General features: G+C 63.1%; 22 protein-coding genes, 1 tRNA gene and 1 pseudogene. 13 read left to right on the top strand and 11 right to left on the bottom strand.

Annotated features, from left to right (window positions below):
- Positions 1 to 11: 11 nt before the first annotated feature.
- The 4 genes from QAZ47_RS13825 to QAZ47_RS13810 form a co-directional block, all read right to left on the bottom strand.
- Entirely contained in the window at positions 12 to 884 is an 873-nt protein-coding gene (locus tag QAZ47_RS13825; RefSeq protein WP_278207305.1) for an ABC transporter permease, read from the bottom strand.
- Between the two features lie 17 nt (positions 885 to 901).
- Entirely contained in the window at positions 902 to 1,861 is a 960-nt protein-coding gene (locus QAZ47_RS13820) for an ABC transporter permease (RefSeq protein ID WP_278207304.1), read from the bottom strand.
- A gap of 71 nt (positions 1,862 to 1,932) precedes the next feature.
- A complete protein-coding gene (locus QAZ47_RS13815; RefSeq protein ID WP_278207303.1) occupies positions 1,933 to 3,519 on the bottom strand; it encodes an ABC transporter substrate-binding protein in 1,587 nt (528 codons plus the stop codon).
- Positions 3,520 to 3,539: 20 nt separating this feature from the next.
- A complete protein-coding gene (locus QAZ47_RS13810; RefSeq protein ID WP_278207302.1) occupies positions 3,540 to 4,277 on the bottom strand; it encodes a FadR/GntR family transcriptional regulator in 738 nt (245 codons plus the stop codon).
- Between the two features lie 91 nt (positions 4,278 to 4,368).
- On the opposite strand from QAZ47_RS13810, the gene QAZ47_RS13805 reads away from it, so the two are divergent.
- The 5 genes and pseudogenes from QAZ47_RS13805 to QAZ47_RS32100 all read left to right on the top strand — a co-directional run.
- Complete coding sequence (locus QAZ47_RS13805; protein ID WP_278207301.1) at positions 4,369 to 5,343, top strand: Gfo/Idh/MocA family oxidoreductase; 975 nt, start codon at positions 4,369 to 4,371, stop codon at positions 5,341 to 5,343.
- Positions 5,340 to 6,326 carry a Gfo/Idh/MocA family oxidoreductase gene (locus tag QAZ47_RS13800; protein ID WP_278207300.1) on the top strand — a complete coding sequence of 329 codons (987 nt, stop codon included), beginning with the start codon at positions 5,340 to 5,342 and terminating at the stop codon, positions 6,324 to 6,326. Before QAZ47_RS13805 ends, QAZ47_RS13800 begins: the two co-directional genes overlap by 4 nt.
- Entirely contained in the window at positions 6,319 to 7,257 is a 939-nt protein-coding gene (locus tag QAZ47_RS13795) for a dihydrodipicolinate synthase family protein (protein ID WP_278207299.1), read from the top strand. The genes QAZ47_RS13800 and QAZ47_RS13795 overlap by 8 nt, the downstream gene beginning before the upstream one ends.
- 597 nt (positions 7,258 to 7,854) lie before the next feature.
- Entirely contained in the window at positions 7,855 to 8,109 is a 255-nt protein-coding gene (locus QAZ47_RS13790; protein ID WP_278207298.1) for a hypothetical protein, read from the top strand.
- Between the two features lie 12 nt (positions 8,110 to 8,121).
- Positions 8,122 to 9,114 (top strand): annotated as a pseudogene (locus QAZ47_RS32100) (tyrosine-type recombinase/integrase); the annotation flags it as partial.
- 191 nt (positions 9,115 to 9,305) lie between these two features.
- Here QAZ47_RS32100 and QAZ47_RS13780 read toward each other — a convergent pair.
- Positions 9,306 to 9,381, bottom strand: a tRNA-Ile gene (locus QAZ47_RS13780).
- 222 nt (positions 9,382 to 9,603) lie between these two features.
- On the opposite strand from QAZ47_RS13780, the gene QAZ47_RS13775 reads away from it, so the two are divergent.
- The gene (locus QAZ47_RS13775; RefSeq protein WP_278233620.1) at positions 9,604 to 10,314 is read left to right on the top strand and encodes an SIMPL domain-containing protein; all 711 of its coding nucleotides are present in this window, start codon (positions 9,604 to 9,606) and stop codon (positions 10,312 to 10,314) included.
- 114 nt (positions 10,315 to 10,428) lie between these two features.
- On the opposite strand, the gene QAZ47_RS13770 is transcribed toward QAZ47_RS13775, so the two are convergent.
- Positions 10,429 to 10,779 (bottom strand): hypothetical protein, encoded by a 351-nt coding sequence (locus QAZ47_RS13770; RefSeq protein ID WP_278233619.1) that lies wholly within the window; start codon positions 10,777 to 10,779, stop codon positions 10,429 to 10,431.
- Between the two features lie 253 nt (positions 10,780 to 11,032).
- The gene (locus QAZ47_RS13765; RefSeq protein WP_278233618.1) at positions 11,033 to 11,479 is read right to left on the bottom strand and encodes a YcgN family cysteine cluster protein; all 447 of its coding nucleotides are present in this window, start codon (positions 11,477 to 11,479) and stop codon (positions 11,033 to 11,035) included.
- A 194-nt stretch (positions 11,480 to 11,673) separates the two neighbouring features.
- Here QAZ47_RS13765 and QAZ47_RS13760 point away from each other — a divergent pair, with 194 nt between their 5' ends.
- Positions 11,674 to 13,932 (top strand): OmpA family protein, encoded by a 2,259-nt coding sequence (locus QAZ47_RS13760; protein WP_278233617.1) that lies wholly within the window; start codon positions 11,674 to 11,676, stop codon positions 13,930 to 13,932.
- A gap of 362 nt (positions 13,933 to 14,294) precedes the next feature.
- Entirely contained in the window at positions 14,295 to 14,810 is a 516-nt protein-coding gene (locus QAZ47_RS13755) for a TIGR00645 family protein (RefSeq protein ID WP_278207293.1), read from the top strand.
- A 137-nt stretch (positions 14,811 to 14,947) separates the two neighbouring features.
- Here the strand turns inward: QAZ47_RS13755 and QAZ47_RS13750 are convergent, their stop codons facing one another.
- Positions 14,948 to 15,814, bottom strand: a complete 867-nt coding sequence (locus QAZ47_RS13750; protein WP_278233616.1) for an NAD(P)-dependent oxidoreductase — start codon at positions 15,812 to 15,814, stop codon at positions 14,948 to 14,950.
- 158 nt (positions 15,815 to 15,972) lie between these two features.
- Here QAZ47_RS13750 and QAZ47_RS13745 point away from each other — a divergent pair, with 158 nt between their 5' ends.
- Together QAZ47_RS13745 and QAZ47_RS13740 are read left to right on the top strand one after the other, a co-directional pair.
- Positions 15,973 to 16,239 (top strand): type II toxin-antitoxin system VapB family antitoxin, encoded by a 267-nt coding sequence (locus tag QAZ47_RS13745; RefSeq protein WP_278207291.1) that lies wholly within the window; start codon positions 15,973 to 15,975, stop codon positions 16,237 to 16,239.
- Positions 16,236 to 16,625, top strand: a complete 390-nt coding sequence (locus QAZ47_RS13740; RefSeq protein WP_278233615.1) for a type II toxin-antitoxin system VapC family toxin — start codon at positions 16,236 to 16,238, stop codon at positions 16,623 to 16,625. The genes QAZ47_RS13745 and QAZ47_RS13740 overlap by 4 nt, the downstream gene beginning before the upstream one ends.
- A gap of 4 nt (positions 16,626 to 16,629) precedes the next feature.
- Here the strand turns inward: QAZ47_RS13740 and QAZ47_RS13735 are convergent, their stop codons facing one another.
- Both QAZ47_RS13735 and QAZ47_RS13730 read right to left on the bottom strand, forming a co-directional pair.
- Positions 16,630 to 17,250 carry a helix-turn-helix transcriptional regulator gene (locus QAZ47_RS13735; RefSeq protein WP_278233614.1) on the bottom strand — a complete coding sequence of 207 codons (621 nt, stop codon included), beginning with the start codon at positions 17,248 to 17,250 and terminating at the stop codon, positions 16,630 to 16,632.
- Positions 17,251 to 17,279: 29 nt separating this feature from the next.
- Entirely contained in the window at positions 17,280 to 18,155 is an 876-nt protein-coding gene (locus QAZ47_RS13730; protein WP_278233613.1) for a S1C family serine protease, read from the bottom strand.
- 169 nt (positions 18,156 to 18,324) lie between these two features.
- On the opposite strand from QAZ47_RS13730, the gene QAZ47_RS13725 reads away from it, so the two are divergent.
- Positions 18,325 to 19,269, top strand: coding sequence for a trypsin-like peptidase domain-containing protein (locus tag QAZ47_RS13725; RefSeq protein ID WP_278207287.1), 945 nt, complete (start codon positions 18,325 to 18,327; stop codon positions 19,267 to 19,269).
- Between the two features lie 108 nt (positions 19,270 to 19,377).
- Here the strand turns inward: QAZ47_RS13725 and QAZ47_RS13720 are convergent, their stop codons facing one another.
- Positions 19,378 to 20,325: a LysR family transcriptional regulator gene (locus tag QAZ47_RS13720; protein ID WP_278233612.1), complete on the bottom strand. Its 948-nt coding sequence runs from the start codon at positions 20,323 to 20,325 to the stop codon at positions 19,378 to 19,380.
- A 111-nt stretch (positions 20,326 to 20,436) separates the two neighbouring features.
- Between QAZ47_RS13720 and QAZ47_RS13715 the strand changes: the two genes are divergently transcribed.
- A complete protein-coding gene (locus tag QAZ47_RS13715) occupies positions 20,437 to 21,075 on the top strand; it encodes an FMN-dependent NADH-azoreductase (RefSeq protein ID WP_278233611.1) in 639 nt (212 codons plus the stop codon).
- Between the two features lie 55 nt (positions 21,076 to 21,130).
- Entirely contained in the window at positions 21,131 to 21,361 is a 231-nt protein-coding gene (locus QAZ47_RS13710; protein WP_278233610.1) for a hypothetical protein, read from the top strand.
- Positions 21,362 to 21,390: the final 29 nt, after the last annotated feature.

Here is a 21,390-nt window from a genome sequence, read left to right as displayed (position 1 = left end):
GAACCTTTTGGTCAGTTGAGATCGGATCTGGGGTCGAAGGCGTCGCGCAGGCCGTCACCGATGAAGTTGATGGCCAGAACGGTGAGTACGAGGGCCGCGCCAGGAAACATCCATTGCCAGGGATACTGCTCCAGCACGATGGTCGAACGGGCAAGGTTGAGCATGTTGCCCCAGCTGGCCTCGGGCGGCGGTATGCCGAGCCCAAGGAAGGAGAGGCCAGCCTCCAGCAGGATCGCATTGGCGATCTGCAAGGTGGCGTAGACGACCAGTATGTCGATTGAGTTCGGCAAGCCATGGCGTAACAGGAGGTGCGGCATCCGCGCACCCATCCCGCGCGCCGCAACGACGAAATCGCGTTCGCGCAGTTCCATGAGGCGTGCGCGGACCATGCGCGAGAGCACCGGCCAGGACAGCAGCGAGATGACGAGAATGGTTGGCATGATCCCCGTCCCGGCAATCGAGGCGAGCACCAGAAGAAAGATCACCGGCGGCAAGGTCATTGCGAGATCGACGAGGCGCATGACGGTGCTGTCGACCACGCGGCCGCCGAAACTGGCGATCGCACCGACCAGAAAGCCGATGACTGTCGAGATTGCGACCGAGCCCACGGCAACGATCAGGGAGATGCGACCGCCCTCAAGGACACGCGCCATGACATCACGGCCGACGCCGTCGCTGCCCAGCCAATGCGCCACCGACGGGCCTTTGTTCATTGCCCTGAGATCGATTGCATTCGGTCCGACCGGCCACCACAGGTGATAGGTCGAGACGGCAAGCAGGATCGGGATCAGGATGATGAGACCGGCGCGTGCGGCGCGGTTTGCGATGAAGCGGCCAAATGCCCGGCGCAGCGGACCCTTTGTCCGTGGCACTCCCTGTCCCATGCTTATCGTTAGGGCCATCACGAAACCCGAATGCGCGGATCGACAAACGCATAGGCGATGTCGGTGAGAAGATTGACAAGGATGACGCAGGCGCCGACTACCAGCGTCGCGCCCATGATGACCGGATAGTCGCGGGTGCCGACGGCGTTCACTAGCAAAAGCCCCATGCCCGGCCAGTTGAAGACGCTCTCGAGAAAGATCGCTCCACCCACCGCGATACCGATGGTCGAGCCGATCAAGGTGATTACGGGAAGCAGCGCGTTGCGCGTCGCATGTTTCATGATCACCCAGAACTCGCGCACGCCCTTGGCCCGCGCCGTGCGCACATAGTCCTGGCCGAGAACCTCGAGCAGCGAGGAACGCATATACCGCATGATCATGGCCGCATGGCCGATCGACAGCAGGCAGGCGGGAAGGATGAGATGTGTAAGCACGTCAAACACCGAGAATGGCGTTCCGGGCGTCTGCATACCGCCGGATGGAGCCCAGCGCAGCAGAACCGAGAAGAAATATAGGCCCAGTAACGCGGTCAGGAAGGCCGGACTGGAAATGCCGACAAACGACAGCACCGAAAGGGAAATGTCGGGCCATGCGTTGCGTCGAACAGCGCTGACGATGCCGCCGGCGATTCCAGCGACGATCGCTATCGCGAGGCCGGTCCCCATGAGAAGCGCAGTCGGGCCGACGCGTTCCAGCACCAGCGGAAGCACCGCGTCGCCGCTCCGCTGGATCGAATAGCCGAAATCTCCCGACAGGGCGGCGCGAAGCCAGCCGAGATACTGGATCGGCAGCGGCTGATCGAGGCCGAGGCGCAGCCGCAGTGCCTCCAGGTCTTGCGGCGACAGTGGCACCGACGGATTGATATAGGCGTCGATCGGATCGCCGGGCGCTAGCCGCAGCAGGAGGAAGATCAGGACGCTCAATGCGAGCACCATCAACAATCCTGCGGCGCTGCGGCGGGCGATGAAGCTCAGCATGGCTTTCACGTCTGGCGGCTGACCAGGCCGGCACCATGGTGATGCCGGCATGGATGGCGAAGTTATCTATTTCACTGGATGTCCCAGAGTTCGGGATGGGCGGCATAGGGGCCGCCCGCCGGAGCCGGCGTCCACACGAAATCCTTCAACTTCTTGGAAGCGACGCCGTAGCGATTTGCTACCCACAAGGTCGCCCAGGGCAGGTCCTTGTTCATCGCCTTGCAGACATCCTGCCAGGAAGCGTTGACCTTTGCGGGATCGGTCTGCCCGAGAGCGGCATCAAACGCTTCGCTCAGGTCGTCGAACTCGATGCGCATGGTGTTGAAGCCCGCCGGGGGGAGCTGCGACTTGTTGAGGCCAGGATTGAGCCCCGCCGGATTCGGACCGTTCTGCAGGCCGGCATAGATCATCGGAAACGCGTTCCAGTCCGGCGTGCCTTGCTTGTAGACGATGCCGTTATAGGTGGGCGTATCGACGACACGCGGCACGATGTTGACGCCGACCTGGGCGAGCATCGACTGGATGGCAGCCATGACGTTGGCGGCCTGCGGCGAGCCGTAATAGGTCAGCAGGGTGATCGGCTTGTCGCCGTTGATCTTGTCCCAGCCGGCCTCGGAGAGCAGTGCCTTGGCCTTTTGCGGATCGTAGGCGTAGGGCTCCAGCCCTTCAGGCACCAGATGCGGCGCGACGTAGCCGCAGTTTGCGACCTTAGCGGCACCGCCATAGAGGCTCTTGACGATCGCATTGCGATCGATCGCATACATGATTGCCTGGCGCACCTTCAGGTCCTTGAAAAGGTCCACCTTCTGGTTGAGGCCGATGTAGTTGACCACGTAGGAGCCACCTTCGATCAGCGTGTAGTTGCTGTCGTTCTTGAATGTGGCGGCGTCGTCCGGCTCGACATAGGTGAACTGGATTTCGCCGGCACGAAGCGCGGCGACGGCCGCCGCCGGGTTCTCGAAATAGCGGTTGATGAGCGTGTCGACCTTGGGCTTGCCGCCGCGGTAGTCGTCATCCGCGGAGAGCTCGACATACTGGTCCGTCACGTATTGCTTGAATTTGAACGGACCCGTTCCGACCGGCGTCGTCGACCACCATTTGCTGTTGGCCAGCTGTTCTGGCGCGATGCCGGCAAGTGCGTGCTCAGGCAGGATCAGCACCTGGGTGATGACGGCGAGGAAGGAGCCATTGGGCTTCGACAGCTTGATCACCACCGTGCGGTCATCCGGCGTCTCGACCGATTGGATGTCGCCCAAGCGGGCGGCAAACAGGCTGCCCGATGCCTTGTTCCTCGCAAGATCCAATGTGAACTTCACGTCCTTGGAGGTGAAGGGCTTGCCGTCGTGCCAGGTCTCCTTGGCAAGGTTGAATGTATAGGTCAGCTGGTCGTCGCTGACCTTCCAGTCCTTGGCAAGACTGCCTTTCAGCTCGGTCAGCTCGGCGTTCCAGACGACCAGCGGCTCGAAATAGGTGCTGAGCCAGGTAAAGCCGGCGGTCGACACGAGCGGGTTGAAGTTCTTGGGCAAGCCGCCTGGGCCGACATCGAAGCCGCCGGTGATGGTCTTGCCAGCCTGTGCCTCGTCGACCGCAGCGAAAGCGGTTCCGGCGATCAGCAGGCCGGCAAGGGCCAGACGACACGCAGTGTTCCTTATGCCCATGATTTCCTCCCTTGGCATTTTCACGTGTTTCGATTTTTGGCTATGACTTGCTGGATTCCTCGATAGTGATCGTCGAGGCGCTGGCGCGCGCGCTCGGTATCCTTGGCCGCCACGGCCTCAACGATCTCGTGATGGTCCCGCCAGGTGGCGAGGGGCGTCGGATTGTCCAGGTTCGCGAAGTTCGATGCCTTGTTGAACGCGATCCAGAAGATGTCGATCAGCGCGCTCAGCATTCGGTTGTTCTGGCAACGGAACAGCAGCTGGTGGAACTGCTGGTCCTCGGCGGCGAAGCTTTCGTTTCGCTCGGCGCGCCGGCGCATTTCCTCGGTCAAGCCGCGCAGAGCCTCGATGTCCTCGGCGCTGATCATCTCGATCGTCTTGCCGATGAGCCCCGTCTCAAGCACGCGGCGCATTTCGCGGAGCTCCTCGACGTCGCGCAACGAGTCCTGCAAGCCATAAGCGAGATTGTCGAGCAGCGGCTTGAAAGAGAACTCCTTGACGAAGACGCCGATGCCTCGGCGCGTCTCCAAGATGCCGATCGACTCCAGCGCCTTGATGGCCTCACGAACGGAGTTGCGTCCGACACCGAGCTGCTGGGCAAGGAATGTTTCCGGGGGCAGCGCGTCCCCGGCCTTGAGCTTGTTCGCCTCTATGTAGTTCCTGAGGCTCTCCTGCACCGTGACATGCAGCAAGGGTTGGCGATTGAGTGGCTCAAGCGACTTCATCGCCTGCACGTTTGCTTCTTCCTCCTTGGCCATTTCCGCATGCTTCCACGAAATAAGGGTCGTCGGCTTGTACTGATAGCGACTTGTAGGATATCCTGCAAGCAGTAAAGGAATGCGCCTGCACATGAAGATCATTCTTGCCGGTTCGAGCCACTGGCACGCCGGAATGCACCTGGACGCTGCCCGCGCCGCCGGCGGCGAAATCATCGGTGTTTGGGACGAGAATCAACAACACGCAGAGATGTTTGCGCGGTCGAATTCGCTTTACTGCTCAATCGATCGCTTCGACGATGTGCTCGCGGCCGGAGCCGACGTCATTCTTCTGATGGGACATCCCCGCAGTGTGCCGGAGCGGGCGCGCCGGATTATTGATGCAGGCATTCCGTTGATCCTTGAGAAGCCGGCGGCAAGCAACACCGAGATTTTGTCGGAACTGCTCGAGCTGAGCCGGCGTCGAAGTGCCTTCGTGAGCGTGCCGTTCCCCAACCGCTTCGGGCCAGCGGTCACCGCGTTCCGCAAGCTGCAGCAGCAAGGCCGCGCCGGGACCGTTGCGCATGGCCACTTCAGGATCGTCAACGGCCCGCCCGAACGCTATGCGCAAGATGGGGTAGCCTGGATGGCCGACCCAGAAATCGGCGGTGGCGGCGCGTTGCGCAATCTGGGCATCCACGGCATCGACGCCGCGCTCGACCTCGCTGCCGGCCGCCTCAGGCTGAGAACGGCATACGTGGGCAACCGCATCCACAATTCACCTGTCGAAGACTATGCCCTGCTGGTGCTCGAGGACGAGACCGGTGCGATGTTCACCGTCGAGGCGGGCTATACCTTTGCATCCATGCGCCCCGGCGGTGATTTCGAATGGCGCATCGTCAGCGCCAACGCGACTTTGATCGATCACGGCGACAAAGCTATCTCGGCCAGCCTGGATGATGGAGCAGGCACAGAGCTCACGCCGGAACCGCCGGCGACGCGCTACCGCCTTTGCATGCGCGACACTTTCGGCCGGCTGGCGCGAAACGAGCCGGCGACGATCTCTCTCAATGACTACGTCGCGGCAATGTCGCTCATCGATACCGCTTACCGGAAGACACGAGAATGATTGGAGTTGGGATTATCGGCGCCGGGCATTTTGGCGCCGCGCACGCGCATGCGATCGAAAAGGTAGATGGCGTCCGCCTTGTCGCGGCATGCCGCAACGACGAGCCCGCGCTTAGCGCCTTCACCGCCGAGCACGGCGGCCGCGGCTACAGGGACTGGCGCGCACTCGTCGAAGACAGGGATGTCGATGCCGTTCTCATCGCCACGCCGCACCATCTGCACACGGAGATGGCGATCGGCGCGGCACAGGCCGGAAAGCACATCCTGCTGGAGAAGCCGATGGCTCCGACCGCCGCCGCCTGCGACGCGATCAATGCCGCGGCCGCTGCGAATGGCGTCAAGTTGATGGTCGGCCATCTGATGCATTTCTCACGCCCTTGCATGGCGGCAAAGGAGGCGCTCGCCGAGGGGTCGCTCGGCCGCCCGCTGATCGCTTCAAGCTGGATGATCAAGTTGTGGATGGAGCAGAACCGGCGGGATTGGCATCTCGGCTATGGAACCGGCGGCGGCATGCTCATGACCGCGGGGATTCATGCGCTCGACCGGCTGGTCTGGCTGATGGACGACGACGTCGTCTCGGTCGGCGCCATGCTCGGCGCCAAATTCCATGACCAAGAGGCGGACGACGCCTCAATGCTCAGCCTCCGCTTCGCAGGCGGTGGCATCGGCCAGATCCAAAGCGTCGGCTACCGCGACGGCGTCGCCAGTTTCGCAATGGATTTGGTCTGCGAGCACGGCACGCTGCGGATCGACATGGACCGGGGCACGTCGCTCGGTCGCGGCACCCGATTGACCGATCTGCCGAACTCATTCGAGCCAAACTGGATGCACAATGCCGTTATCCGCGAATGGACACATTTGCGCGACGCGATCCTTAACGATGCGCCGGTCACCGTGACCGGTAACTATGGCCGCAAGATCATCGCCATTATCGAGGCTGCATACCGATCGAACAAAAGCCGCAGGGAGGAAGAACTTGCCTGACCATCTCGCCGCCCTGCCCGCCAACGCGCCGCGAGGCATCTGGGGCGCCGTCCTGCTTGCTGTCGGCGAGGATGGTGAGATCGACTGGAGCGCGACGCGCGAAACCATTGCCAGCCTGTGCGCCTCCGGCGTCGACGGCATCTATTCGAACGGCACGGCATGCGAGTTCCACTCTCAGACCGAAGACGAGTTCGACAGACTGAACGCGTTGGTCGCGGAGGAGGCAGATCGTGCCGGTGTTCTTTTCCAGATTGGCATTAGCCAGTCGAACGCGCGCGTGGCGCGCGAGCGTCTGCGGCGTGTTGTGGAGTTGTCGCCTTCAGCCATCCAGTTCACCCTGCCCGACTGGTGGCCGCCGAGCGACGATGAGATTTGGCGTTTCGCGAAGGGCCTCGCCGAGACGGCGCCAAGCCTCCCCCTTGTCCTCTACAACCCGCCGCATGCGAAACGACGGCTTACGTTGCAGGCTATAGCGCGCCTCCGTGAGGCAGTGCCGACATTGATCGGCGCGAAGCTACCGGGAGGCGACGAGAACTGGTTCGATGAGATGCGAAAGCTGCTGCCGGGTTTCTCGGTATTCGTGCCCGGGCATACGCTGGCGACTGGTTACGCTCAAGGCGCCCACGGCAGCTATTCCAATGTCGCCTGTCTCAGTCCAAAGGGTGCATTGTCGTGGTGGCAGCAGATATTGAGCGGCGCACCGGATGCTATCGAGATGCAGGCGCGCATAGGGGCATTCTTGGCCGATCACGTATTGCCGCTCCGCGAGCGTTGCCAGGTCAGCGACGCCGCGCTGGACAAGGCAATGGCTGCGGCCGGCGGCTGGGGCAAGATCGGCCCGCGCCTTTTGTGGCCATACTGTTGCGTCCCCGATGCTGAGATCGTGCCGTTGGCAACGGCGGTTCGTACGAGCTTTCCGGAGTGGTGGTAGAGGGGCTGCACCATGAACCCAGCAGATCGGTGTCTTGAGCAATATTGACCTGAAGGCGTGCGTGGCGCGGTCGGTCTTCCCTGCACTACGAGGCAATCCAACGTCTCGACAGATTGGCGCGCAGGTCGGCTGGATCTTATCCCGTGCTGCTGTTCGTCATCTGCGGCTGGTTTGACTTCACCTTCTGGAGAGTGGGATCTATGCGCAATATTTCACCTTGCGGACTAGACCCTTGCTCTCGGTGATTTCGACGGAAAGCTTTTCCGTCGAGCATAGATTATTTTAACGTGCGGCAGAGGCTTACGCCTCCCTCGGCTACAACATCGTGATACCGATCGGTGCCATGCGGCTCGTCACGTCCATAGCGCCGCTGAAAGGCCTGCTGCTGCTCTTCCCGTCGGCGGGATGGTGGTAGCGGACCTTCGACTCGACTCCTCGAGGTTACATTGCGGACGGCCAAACGATCCCGTTCATACGCCTCGACAGTAATTCACCGCACAGTCCGTCCCACGTCTCTTCCGGTGGTTGCTGTCACGATCTAGATCCCAATCGCTGCACATAAATCCACCCGCAAAGTCGCGGGGACCGCAGGTGGGCATGGTCATGAAAAGCGATTCCCTCTCCTATCCTCCTCGGGGTCTGTCGCGTGAAGAAGCCGCCCGGTACGTTGGCGTGGGCGTGACCAAATTCGATCAAATGGTCGCTGACCACCGCATGCCGAGGCCGAAGAAGGTTGACGGCCGCGTGATTTGGGATCGCTTGAAACTCGAAGCCGCGTTTGCCGAACTACCTGGAGACGATGAAGAGAATATCGTCGACTTCCTGTTGCAAGGGAATCATCGCAGGGAATAGATTCATTCTGCCATGACCGACAAATATCCCGGCCTCTCCTCCTACACTGATCGCCATGGAAAACTGCGCTGGCGCTATCGGACGAAGGAGCGTGTTGTTAGTCTGCCGGCGCCCAACCAACGCGGTTTCAAGGATGCCTACCAAGCAGCGGTCGAGGGCCGGAAAGTCCCCAAGGCGCCCGTCGTCCAAATGCCAGGAGCTGCCTTACCCGGCACGTTTGGAGCCGCCTTTCAACGATTGAAGATCTCAGTCAAGTGGCTGGCGCTTGACGAAGCCAGCAAGCGCAAGAACACGCGGCTCATCGAAGAGTTTTTAGAACTGCGGGTGGTCCCTGATCACCCACTCATCTGGCGGAACGTGCCGGTTAAGAATCTTAGACGCATCCATGTTGAAGAGCTTCTAGGCCGCTTCATCGCCACGCCCCACAAGGCCAAACACCTATTGGTCGGCATACGCAAGCTGGTCTATGTCGCGCTGCGGCAAGACTGGATCAAAATCGACCCCACAGCGGCGGTCGAGTGGCGCCCTGCCTATGCCGGTTGGAAAGCCTGGTCGCGCGAGGCGATGGCGCAATTCGAAAACCGTTGGCAGCTCGGCACCGCGGCACGCACTTGCTACGGTTTGGCGCTTTGGCTGGGCAATCGCCGCGGCGACGTGGCGGGCCTGCGTTGGGACCAAAGGGTCACCCGCCGTGTCTTCATTGATGGTGTCGAGCGTCACTTCGACGGGTTTGATATCGTTCAGGCCAAGAACAAGGGACGAACAGGCGGCAAGCGACTGTTTGTGCCGATCACGCCGATGCTGTCTGAGATCCTGGATGCGGCCGACAGGCGCGGCGAGACCGTGCTGGTCAATGGCTATGGTGAGCCGTTCTCCGCCAAGTCGCTGACTGGAATGATGGCGCATTGGTGCAAGCTTGCCGGCCTGCCGAAGGGACTGACCCTGCATGGCTTGCGGAAGTCGCTTGGCGTCTATCTAGCGGAAGCCGAGGCCTCGACCAGGCAGCTCATGGACGTGCTCGGGCACGACGATATCGATCATGCCGAACTCTATTCGCGCGAGGCCTCGCAGGTTCGGCTGGCGGTCCAGGGGATGGACCGCGTCGTGCGTCTGGTGACGCGCAAGCCGATGCTTGGCGAACCTATTGGCGAACCTCGTGGCGAACCACCCTATAAAGCATTGATAAATAACGATAATGGTGGGCCCGGAGGGACTCGAACCCCCAACCAAGCGGTTATGAGCCGCCGGCTCTAACCATTGAGCTACAGGCCCCACCCGGGCTGGCTTAGTGTTTTTCGCTCCGCGGCACAAGGCTTTCGAAAGCGCTGGCGGCAAACGCCAAAATCAGCCCATATTCGCTCCCTACAGCGGCGTGCGCGCCCATAAGGCGCGTGAACAGGTCCGGGCCAGCACCGCACTGCCGGGAATCGACGCGTTTTTCGAGTCGGGCAGAAGGCGGCAGGGATACCGGATCGCAGATCTCGAGGAGTTTTCATGACCAGACATCTTTTGCCTGTCGCGCTCGCTGCCGCGTTCGCGTTTCCGGCGCTGGCAAGCGCCGCCGACACGCAGCCGCCCCCGCGCATTGTCGTCTCCGGCGAGGGCGAAGCGACCGTTGCGCCGGACATGGCGATCCTGACGCTCAGCGTCATGCGCGAGGCAAAGACCGCGCGCGCCGCGCTCGATGCCAACAACGACGCCATGGCGGCGGTGATCGCGGCGATGAAATCGGCGGGCATCGCCGATCGCGACCTGCAGACCGCCGGCATCCAGATCAATCCGCGTTACAACTACACCAACAAGGCGGACGGCAGCCAGGAAGCCGAACTCGTCGCCTACCAGGTGACCAATACGCTGTCGGTGCGGGTGCGCGACGTCGACAAGACCGGCGACATTCTCGACAAGGCGGTGTCTCTCGGCGTCAACCAGGGCGGCGGCATCGCTTTCACCAATGATGATCCGAAGGCCACCGTCGCCGAAGCGCGCAAGAAGGCTGTTGCCGACGCGATCGCCAAGGCCAAGACGCTTGCCGAGGCCGCCGGCGTCAGCCTTGGCAGGGTCATCGAGATCACCGACCAGAACGTCGCGCCTGTACCGATGCCGATGAACGCCAAGGCTTTCGACGCCGCCCGGGCGGCCGTGCCGGTGCAGGCCGGCGAGAATTCCTACTCTGTCCAGGTCACCGTCACGTTCGAGTTGAAGTGAGGCTGTCGGACCGCAAACAAAACCCCGGAGGGAGCAATCCTCCGGGGTTTTTCGAGCCGGGCGCTTCAGCCTGGCCGAAGGCTCGACTTGCAGGCGATCCCGCCGGACAAACCCTCAGCGATAGATGATCGGGCAGCCGCGCTCGTTGGCGAAGACCACCACCACGCGGTCGCCATACTGCCGGCCGACGACCTTCACCGTGCGGCGGCTGACGTCGACGATGCGGGCGCGATGCAGGCCCATGCGCTCGGCCTTGTCGAGCGCGCGGTCCGGCGAGCAGCCGCGGCGGCGCCAGTCGCGATCACGACGATAGCCATCGTAGTCGTCGCCGGTGTAGACGCCGAAACGCGGATCCTGGTTGTTGCCGAAGCCGAGATAGAGGCTGTCCGCATGCGCCGGGATAGCGCCGAGCGTGCCAAGTCCGACAAGGGCCGAAAGGGCTGCCGTCTTGATCTGGTTGAACATCGTCTCTCTCCTTATTGTGGGCCTGTCGCCCTTGAACTGATGATTGGCGAACCAATGATTGCAAAATGCCTTTTCGTGTCTGAACTTTTTGCGAACCGGCCGTTCATGTCCGGTTCATGTGGAAGGAAATGCAGATCCTCGCCCCGCTCGCTTCAAAATCTGGAGCCGGAAACGCGCCGTGGCGCGCTCGGTTCCCATCAAGGCTCAAGATGCGACCCGTCCCACTAGGGTTCGTCGTCAAAACGCGAACCCGTCAGGGTTCGTCGTCAAGTATGTAATCGAAATAGTCGTCTGGCTCGGCCATATCGGTTTCCTTGGCCTTCACCCGGCCGCGGACCGAAATCCCGGCCTCGTGAACGGTCTCTGCGCTTCCCGAAACCAGTCTGTGCCACCAATAGAGGTCATGCCCCTCGGCGATCAGCCGGTAGGCGCAGGTCTTGGGCAGCCAGGTGATGGTGCGTACGTTCTGCGGCGTCAGCCCGACGCAGTCGGGCACGCGCGCCAAGCGGTTGGTATAGTCCGAGCAGCGGCATTTGTCGGCATCGAACAACCTGCAGCCGACGCTCGTCCAATAGATTTCGCCCGTATCCTCGTCCTCGAGCTTGGACAGGCAGCATTTGCCGCAGCCGTCGCAGAGTGATTCCCACTCGGCCGGGGTCATTGCCTCAAGTGTCTTGGTTTTCCAAAACGGTGCGTTCATGCGGCTGGATTTGGCCCTCCGGGGCCTTCCGGTCAAGCGCTGCAGTCACAGTGACCCGGTATCAACATTAGAAAAACACGAAATTGCCCTCAAAAGGCCTGCCGGACATCCTTGGCTGGCTGCAATGCCTGACGGAACCAATTGCGGCTGATGAAGTTTGGGCAGCGATGGGACCCCACTAGGAGAAAACAGATATGAAACGCCAACCACGGATTCTGGCGGGTACGGCAATCGGCCTGCTTATGGCATCCGCGCCGTTGGGCGCGTATCCGCTGCAGGCCGATTTCGGCACCTCGCGGGGGGCACCGTTGATTCTGGCCCAATCGACCTGTGCCGAAGGCCAGTCGGCTGAGGAGTGTGCGCAAGGCCAGCAGGGAGCGGAGCAGCCGAGGAAAAAGAAGCGCGAGCAGCAACAGCAGACGGAATCCGCCCCGGCCGAACAGCCCGCCGAGTCCGAGCAGAAGCCGCGCAAGAGGCGGCAGGAACTGCAGCAGATGCAGTCCGGCCAGTCCGATGAGGCGGCACCGGCCGAGCAGCAGCTCAGGCCGCGCAAGAAGCGCGACCAGCAGCAGCAGACCGAGGCGGCACCTGCCGATCAGGGCGGTCAGCCCGCGACCGACGAGCAGCAGTTCAATCCGCGCAAGAAGAAGCGCAACCAGCAGACCGAATCGGCGCCGGCGGAGCAGCCGGCCGAACAGGTCGCGCCGGACCAGCAGCAGCAACTGCGCAAGAGGAAGCTCAATCAGCAGCAGCAAGGCGAGACGGCCCCGACGACCGAGCAGGTCGCCCCCGACCAGCAGCAGCAACTGCGCAAGAGAAAGCTCAATCAGCAGCAGCAAGGCGAGACGGCCCCGACGACCGAGCAGGTCGCCCCCGACCAGCAGCAGCAACTGCGCAAGAGGAAGCTCAATCAGCAGCAGGAAGCTGCGCCAGCGGAACAGCCGTCAGAACAACAGCCGGCAAATGACAACCAGCCTGGAAAGAAACGGAAACTGGGCCAACAACCTGCCGAGCAAGGCCAGACTCCGGCCGAACAGGCCCCCGCGGGTCAGGGCACTCGCAAGCTCAAGCCCTTGCCGGTTCCGGGAACCGAGCAGGCACCGGCCGGGACCGAGCAGACGCCGGCCCAAGGCGAACAGCCTTCGAACCAGAACAAGAGGCAGGCCAAGAAACCGCTGACCGAGCAGCCTGCAACGGGCCAGCAGCAGCCTGCCACGGGCGAAGAGCCTGCCAACAACAATCAGCCCGCGAATGGCGGCAATGCCGCGCAGGGCGAAGCGCCTGCCAATCCGAACGAGGCACCCATCCTGGACAGCCAGAAGGATGTCTTGCGCAGGCACAAGGGCCGTCAGCCGGCCGGCCAGAACGAGAATGGCCAGGTCGAGCAAGGCGGTAACCAGGCCGGACAGCAAGGTGGCCAGCAGGCCGAGAAGCAGGCTCCCGTCAATCAGGGTCCGCCGCCCACCGACGACAGAACGGCGCAGCAGGCGATCCAGCCTGAAAGGATCGTTCCTGCCACCGAGGAAAAAGGCAAGCGCGTCGACCTCACGCCCCAGGAGATTGTCCGCGAGCGCCGCCGGCCGCAGGGTGCCGACGTGGTGAAGCAGTTCGGCGACCGCGTGATCCTCCAGTTCAACAACCAGACATTCGTGGAAAGCAACGAGGCGCCTCGCATCACGCGCGGCGCCAAGGATGTCTACTACGAGGATCTTTCGGGCGGCCGCACCCGCGAAATCGTCGAGCGCGAGAACGGCATCCAGATCGTCACCATCCGCAACCGCAATGGCGACGTCATCCGGCGATCGCGCATCACGCCGGATGGCCACGAATATGTGCTGAGCTATGTCGACGAGCGGTACTATAACGATGTCGACGAATGGCGCGATCCCGGCGACGACCTGCCGCCGATGCGGCTCGACATCCCGCGCCGGGACTACATCCTGGATTCGGAGGAAGTCGAGGATCCGGACGAGTATTACACCTTCCTCGAACAGCCGCCGGTGGAGAGGGTGCAGCGCCTCTACTCGATCGACGAGGTCAAGCGCTCGGCCCGCGTGCGCGACATCGCCCGTCGCATCGATCTCGACACGCTGAACTTCGACTTCGGCTCGGCGACGATTTCCGATACCGAGGTGCAGAAGCTCGAAGGCGTGGCCACCGCCATGGAAAAGCTTCTGAAGAAGAACCCGGCGGAAACCTTCCTGATCGAAGGCCATACCGACGCCGTTGGCACGCCCGACGCGAACCTCGCGCTGTCGGACCGACGCGCCGAGGCGGTCGCCGAAGCCCTCACCAACTCGTTCGGTATTCCCGCGGAGAACCTCACGACGCAGGGCTATGGCGAGGAGTATCTCAAGGTCAACACGCCCGGCCCGAACCGCGAGAACCGCCGCGTCGCCATCCGCCGCATCACCTCGCTGGTGGCGCCGGTGGCGAGCAACAACGAGCAATGATTTCAAGATCCTGACCCGATTTTCGGAATCAGTACGACAAGACGGGCCGCCCGGATCCGGGCGGGCCCCTTCTCTTGCAAATTCAAGAAGAATTGTCCCGCTTGTTCCGCCGAGCTCATTGAATCGCCGCATTCCGGCACCCAGATTCTAGCTAGGGCGTTCCCTGCCCCGTCCCGACTCCAGCGGGACACATGAGCCCCGCCGGCCCCCTCTCCGGCGGGGCTTTTTTCTTGAAAAGAGAGCACACCTGCCCGAAATACGATCGAACCCCGAAGAGCAATTCCAGGAAAAGTGCGCAGCGGTTTTCCGTCCGGAATTGCGTAAAGACAAACAATCAGAGCGAAACGACCCCGGAACATCTCATGAAGCGTCTCGAACTCGCCATCGAATCCGTCATCCTTGCCTCACGTTGGCTGCTGGTCGCCTTCTATCTGGGGCTCGGGTTGGCGCTGGCGACTTACGCGCTCTCCTTCGGCAAGAAGCTCTACGAGTTCGTCATGAGCGCCTTCACGCTCGGCGACACCGACACGATCCTGAAGATGCTCGGCCTGATCGACGCGGCTCTCGTCGCCTCGCTGGTGGTGATGGTCATCATTTCGGGCTACGAGAATTTCGTCAGCCGCTTCGACGAGCATGATGGCGAGGTGCACTGGCTGGGCACGATCGACGTCGGATCGCTGAAGGTGAAAGTCGCCTCGACCATCGTCGCGATCTCCTCCATCCACCTGCTGCAGGTGTTCCTTAACCACGCTTCCTACACGACGCAGCAGCTTATGTGGCTGACCGTCATGCATCTGGCCTTCGTGCTTTCGGCGTTGATGCTTGCCTATATCGACCGGGTGATGGCGCTGGCGAAAGGCAAGAAGGCCAGGGAGTGACGTCGTGGGAGAAACTGAAGATCATTCAAATCTCGAACGGCTTCGTAAGGCAATCGACGAGGGTGACCAATCGGGAATCCGGAGCCGTGTGACTTGGAGCGCTTTATCGAGATGAAGCGACGCCCGCACGATTTCCGTCAGTAGATATTCCTTATCTCAGTATCTGTACGGTCAAATACCTCGTCCGGCACGAAGAAGTCGCCGGCCAGCGGCCCTTTGGCGCCCGGCGCATAGACCGAAAAGTCCGTGACGCCCTCGGCTCGCAGAACCTCCTCGTCGATGTAGAAATTGCCGGTCGCCTCGCGCGACGGGCGCAGGAAGATCGCATGCGCCGCATCGGCCATGATGTCGGGCGAGCGGCTCATCGCCGCGACCGTGGCGCCGCCCAGCAGATTGCGCACGGCGGCCGTGTCGATGGTCGAGATCGGCCACAGCGAGTTGACGGCGATGCCGGCTCCGGCGAACTCGGCACTCATGCCGAGCGTGCACATCGACATGCCGAACTTGGCCATGGTGTAAGCGACATGGTTCTTGAACCACTTGGCTTTCATGTCGAGCGGCGGCGCCAGATTCAGGATGTGAGGATTCTTGGCCAACTTCAGGTGCGGAATGCACATTTTGGAGACCAGGAACGTGCCGCGCGTGTTGATCTGGTGCATCAGATCGTAGCGCTTCATGTCGGTCTCCAGCGTGCCGGTAAGCTGGATGGCGCTGGCATTGTTGACGCAGATGTCGATACCGCCGAACCGTTCCACGGTCTTTGCCACCGCATCGGCGACCTGAGTTTCGTCGCGGATGTCGCAGAGCATCGGCAGCGCCTTGCCGCCGGCCTGCTCGATCTCATCGGCCGCGGTGTAGATCGTGCCCGGCAGCTTGGGATGCGGCTCCGCGGTCTTGGCGGCGATCGTCACATTGGCGCCGTCGCGCGCCGCGCGCAGCGCGATCGCCAGCCCAATGCCGCGCGATCCACCCGAGATGAACAGCGTCTTTCCCTTGAGCGACATCTCTCGTCTCCCTGTCTTCCTCGGGCGATCCTTGCCTGCGCCAACCCGTGGACACAAGGGGTCGTGCATACAGCCCGTGGTGACGCAGCGGAGCCTCGCCATCTTGCGGCTTTAGTACCGAAGACGTATATATTCTATACAGAAAGGCGGAATATAGAATGGCGCTCTCGATCAAGAATATGGAGGTCGAGCGGTTGGCGCGGGAGCTTGCCCGTCGCCGTCGCATATCGGTGACGGAAGCGATCCGTCAAAGCCTCGAGCGCGAGGTGGCGCGCGAGCGGCTGGTGCCTCGCAACGAGAACAGCGACCTTTTCCAACGGCTGATGGCAATTTCGGACAGCGCCGCGCAGGTCCCGAAACGGGAAAATGCGATGACCGAGGATGAGATCCTTGGCTATGACGAACATGGGGCTCCGACGCGGTGATAATCGACTCGTCGGCCCTGGTCGCGATCCTCCGCGCCGAGCCAGGCCATGACCGCTTCGTGCAGGCGATCGCGGATGCCGCAAGACGCTTGATTGCTGCGCCAACCCTCCTCGAAACCAGCACGGTGCTCGCCGGTGGATGGCAGGACGAGATCCTGGACCGGCTCGACGCCTTGCTGCGGACGGCTTCTATCGAGACCGTCGCCTTCACCGCCGACCATGCCGCGGTCGCGCGCCAAGCCTTCCTGCGCTACGGCAAGGGCCGGCATCCGGCGGCGTTGAACTTCGGCGACTGCATCGCCTATGCGACGGCGCGGCTCGAAGCGATGCCGCTGCTGTTCAAGGGTGATGATTTCCGGCTGACCGACATCGAACCGGCAATCTGACCCGTCAGACCAGAACCAGACCTTGCCGCATCGCGATGGCGATCGCGTCGGTTCGGTTGGCGGCGCCGAGCTTGATCAGGATCGCGGCGACATGGAATTTCGCCGTATGGACGGAAATGTTGAGCCGCCGGGCGATCACCTTGTTGGGCGCGCCTTCCGCCAGCAGCGCCAGCACTTCAGCCTCGCGCGGCGACAACGCCGCGCGAGGCTGGTTGTCGTCAGGCGTCTCGTCCTCGGACGCCTCTCCGTGGAAATCGCCATGTGCCTCTGACTGCCCTGCCCTGCTGACGCGGTAGCCGGACGCCGCCAGCCGCAAAGCAGCGGCAATCAGCAGCCCGTCGGCGGAGGCCGGCAGCATCGCAAGCACGTTGCCTGCCGGCCGTTCGTGGCCGGCGCGACGCGACAGCAGCACGCACGGCGTTGCCGGGCTCACAGCCTGGCTTTCCCATGCCGCCTCGTCGACCAAGGCGACATCCGCCACCTGACTCATGCTGCTGCCGGCGAGCGCCGGCAGCAGATCATCGCTTGCCGCGAGCGTGTCGGCCAACTGCTCGGCGCGGGCCGCGTCGCCGAGCGCGATCAGCACCGTCAGCCGGTGGCTTGCCGGCTCCGGTCTCACGATCATTTGTGCCGCGCTGCTTGGCATCGCCCCTCTCAGCTCAAAGGTTTCTCGCCGATGGTGATCGAGACGTCGCGCTCGGCGCCGCCGCTCAGGACACCGAGCGTAACCGCGGAGCCGGCGCTGTCCGGCCCAAGCTTGCGGATCAGCTCGCGCGGTCCATGCACCGCTTCGCCATTCCAGGCGACGATGATGTCGCCGACATGCAGGCCGGCAGCTTTTGCCGGGCCGCTGTCGTCGAGGCTCATCACCATGGCGCCCTGCGTGTCGCCATTGCGGATCGGGTGCAGCCCGGCGCCGAGATAACCGCGCGCGACGTGCCCCTTCTCGCGCAGCGTCGCCACCGCCCGCTCGATCGTCTCGTAAGGCATGACCAGCGCCCGCCGGCGTGGCCCGAACAGCAGCATGCCGATCAGGCCGCCCTTGGCATCGAGCACCGGACCACCCTCGAAGCGGCCGCCGGTGTTGATGGCGAGATTGATGCGCCGGTCGATCGTGCCGCCGCGCATCGAGCGCCAGGCAGGCCCGACCTCGCCGACCGTGCCGAACACGGCTAACGCGGCCCCTTCGCTATTGCCGACGGCGATTGCCACATTGCCGGGGCGCACGGCGGCGGCCTGGGGCAGCTGCGGCAGATCGGCAGCGGCCGACGCCGGCTTCAGCAGGGCAACGCCCGTCGAAGGGTCGCGGCCGACAAGCTCGGCCTTCACGGTTTCGCCCGAGGCCAGCGTCAGTTCGATCTCCTCGCCCGCCTCGACCGCTTCCTCGGAGGTGACGAAGAAGCCGTCGCGCCAGTGAAAGGCGCTCGCGGTGCGGTGGTGATGCGTGGCAAAGCTCGCCAAAGCCGGCGTGGCGGTCGCCGCGACATCGGCAATGGCGTCGGAAAAGGCACTGAGGTTGAAGCTGCTCATATCAATCATCTCCTGCGTTCAGTGACCCAGATATCGCGCCATGGCGCCGCCGCGGGTACTCGCCTGACGGCTAGTCGATGGCCGGACTGGCCATGTGGTCAGGTCGCGGCAAGTGCGGCCGCTCCGCACATATAGGCATCCGTTGCACAGATCACACGGGAGCCCTCCCATGGCCTTCGCCGCCGAAAAACTCCAATCCGACGATGTCTTGCTCGACGCCTACTCGACATCGGTCGCCGACGCGGTCGACCGCATCGGCCCGGCTGTCTGCCGCATCGAGCGCATCGGCGCCGGCGGCCATGGCTCGGGCTTCGTGATCGCGCAGGACGGGCTGGTCGTCACCAATTTCCATGTCGTCGGAGACGCGCGCGCCGTGCGCGTCACGATGCCGGATGGCGCAACGCGCGAGGGCCACGTGCTTGGCCGCGATCCCGACACCGACATTGCGCTGGTGCGCGCCGACGGCAGCTTCGCCGACGTCGCGCCACTCGGCGATTCCAAGCGCCTCAGACGCGGCCAGATCGCGATAGCGATCGGCAATCCGCTGGGCTTCGAATGGACCGTCACCGCCGGCGTCGTCTCGGCGCTCGGCCGCTCGATGCGTGCCTCGACCGGCCGGCTGATCGACGACGTCATCCAGACGGATGCAGCGCTCAACCCCGGCAATTCCGGCGGACCGCTGGTGTCGTCGGCAGGCGAGGTGATCGGCGTCAATACGGCCATGATCCACGGCGCGCAAGGCATCGCCTTCGCGGTCGCCTCCAATACCGCCAATTTCGTCATTTCCGAGATCATCCGCTTCGGCCGCGTGCGCCGCGCCTTCATCGGCGTCTCTGCCGACACCACCAACCTGCCGCGCCGTGCGGCGCTGCTGTCGCAGGTGACCACGAACACGGCGGTGCGCCTGCGCAGCGTCGAGAAGAACGGTCCCGCCGCGAAGGCCGGCCTGAAGGAAGGCGACATCATCGCGGCAATAGACGGCCGGCCGGTCACCGGCGTCGACGATCTCGTGCGCATGCTCGATGCCGAACGCATCGGCCGCGAGACGCTCTGCACCGTCGTTCGCCGCTCCGGCGTCAGCCAGGTGGTGGTGACACCCGTGGCGCGGAGCTAAGGCAGTTCCAGGAAAAGTGTGAAGCGGTCGGGCTCGGCGACTTCGCCGTAGCCTTCTGTCCGGAATTGCGTGAAAGCAAAGAGATAGAGTGGTTCGCGGCGATGACGTTCATGGACGGCTTGTCTCCGGCCCCTCCTCCGTCCACACGCCCGGTTCCATTTCGTTGAAGCAGCCGAGCTGGCGCTTGAATTCATCGATCAGCCAGGATGCGGCGGGCTTGGGGCTGCGGTCGGTGCGGTGCATGGCATAGAGCGGCGAGCGCACTTCGCGATAAGGTTCGAGATCGAGCTCGACCAGCCGGCCGCTGGCGAGATCGTCGGCAATCAGCCAGCGCGGCAGGCCGCCCCATCCCAGGCCCTCACGCATCAGCGCATGCTTGGTGCGCACATCCGTCAGCCGCCAGGTGCGATAGGCAAAGACGCCGTAGTCACGGCCGCGCGTCCGCTCCGACTGGTCGGAGACGACGAGCTGGATGTGCTCGCGCAGATCCTCGACGGCGACGGGTTTCGGCAGTTTCGCCAGCGGGTGGTCGGGTGCCGCCGCTGGTACCATCGAGGTGAAGCCGATGCGCAGCAGGTTGACATCGGCATCACCTATCAGCCCGCCAAACCCAAGGTCCGACTGGCCGTTGACGACCTGATCGACGATCAGGCCAAGCGAGCCGATATAAAGCCGCAGCATCACCGCTGGGAACTGGGCCTCGAAAGCTTTCAGCACTCGCACGAGCGCCGGCGAAGGCAGCGCCACGTCGACCGATACCGTCACTTCCGCCTCCAGTCCTTGCCGGTAGCCGTCGGCGCGCGAGCGGATGCGCTGCAGGACGCCGATCATGCGTCTTGCGTCCTCCAGCATCGCCTTGCCGACATCGGTCAGCTGCGGCTCGCGCATGCCTTCGCGCTCGAACAGTCTCAGGCCGAGCTGCGCTTCGAGATTGGCGATGCCGTAGCTCACCACCGACTGCGCCCGGTTCAGCTTGCGCCCCGCGGCCGAGAAGCTGCCGGTGTCGGCCACGGCCACCAGGATCTGCAATTGGTCGAGCGTCGGATTTGGCTGCATGATCAATCCATATTTTCGATGGATACCATGCAAATTATACCAGTTTTCCCGATAGAGCGGCAATCCCATATTGGCGGGGAAAGTTCAATCCAACCCCAAGGGGACACCGCCATGTCTATTCTGCTTGTTACCTCCAGCCCGCGCGGCGCCGCTTCGCACTCGACCCGCGTCGCCACCGATCTCGCCCGGAAACTGCTTGCCGCGGATCCTTCGGCCAAGCTTGTCGTGCACGACCTCGTCGCCAACCCGCTGCCGCATATCGACCCTGACTATACGACCGGCATCTACACGCCCGCCGAAGCGCGCAGCCAGCGCCAGGCCGAGGTGGTCGGCGTGTCCGATGCCGTGCTCGACGAAGTGTTCGCGGCCGACACGATCATCCTCGCCACCGGCTTCATCAACTTCAACATCTCCTCAACGCTGAAGTCGTGGATCGACCACGTCGCCCGCTCGGGCCGAACCTTTGCTTATGGTGAGAATGGCCCGAAAGGCCTGGTCACCGGCAAGAAGGTCTATATCGTGCTCGCTTCCGGCGGCATCTATTCGGAAGGCGCCGCAGTGCAGATGGATCACGCCATTCCCTACCTGCGCAGTGTGCTTGGCTTCCTGGGCATGACCGACGTCGAAGTCATCCGCGTCGAAGGCGTCGGCATGGGCGCCGACGCCGTCACCGCCGCGCTCGCCAAGGCGACCGCCAAGGTCGATGCGATCGCTGCCGCGGCCGCGAACCAGATCGCAGTGGCCGCGTAGTCGCTGCTCCAGGAATGAGAAGGGGCAGGCGCCGGTCGGCGCCTGCCCTTTTTGCATGTCATCGAGCGCTGCCGATCTGGAACGACCTTTTCTTCCCGCTGGTGCTGATCACTTCCGACAATTTGAAGACACTGCCACAGGGGCTGACCGCGTTCGCAGGCGAATTCCCTCCGGCTTGGAGGTGCCGTTCACCGGGCTGACACTGGCGGCGCTGCCGATTACGTTGCTCCATATCGTGCTGTCGAAGCAGTTCATCTGCGGCATCACCCAAGGGGCGGTCAAATAGGGCCGGTCGAATAGCGAAGAGAGCAGGAC

Origin of the sequence: Mesorhizobium sp. WSM4904 (assembly GCF_029674545.1) — a bacterium.
Lineage (GTDB): Bacteria > Pseudomonadota > Alphaproteobacteria > Rhizobiales > Rhizobiaceae > Mesorhizobium.
This window is presented reverse-complemented; position numbering and strand designations above follow the sequence as displayed.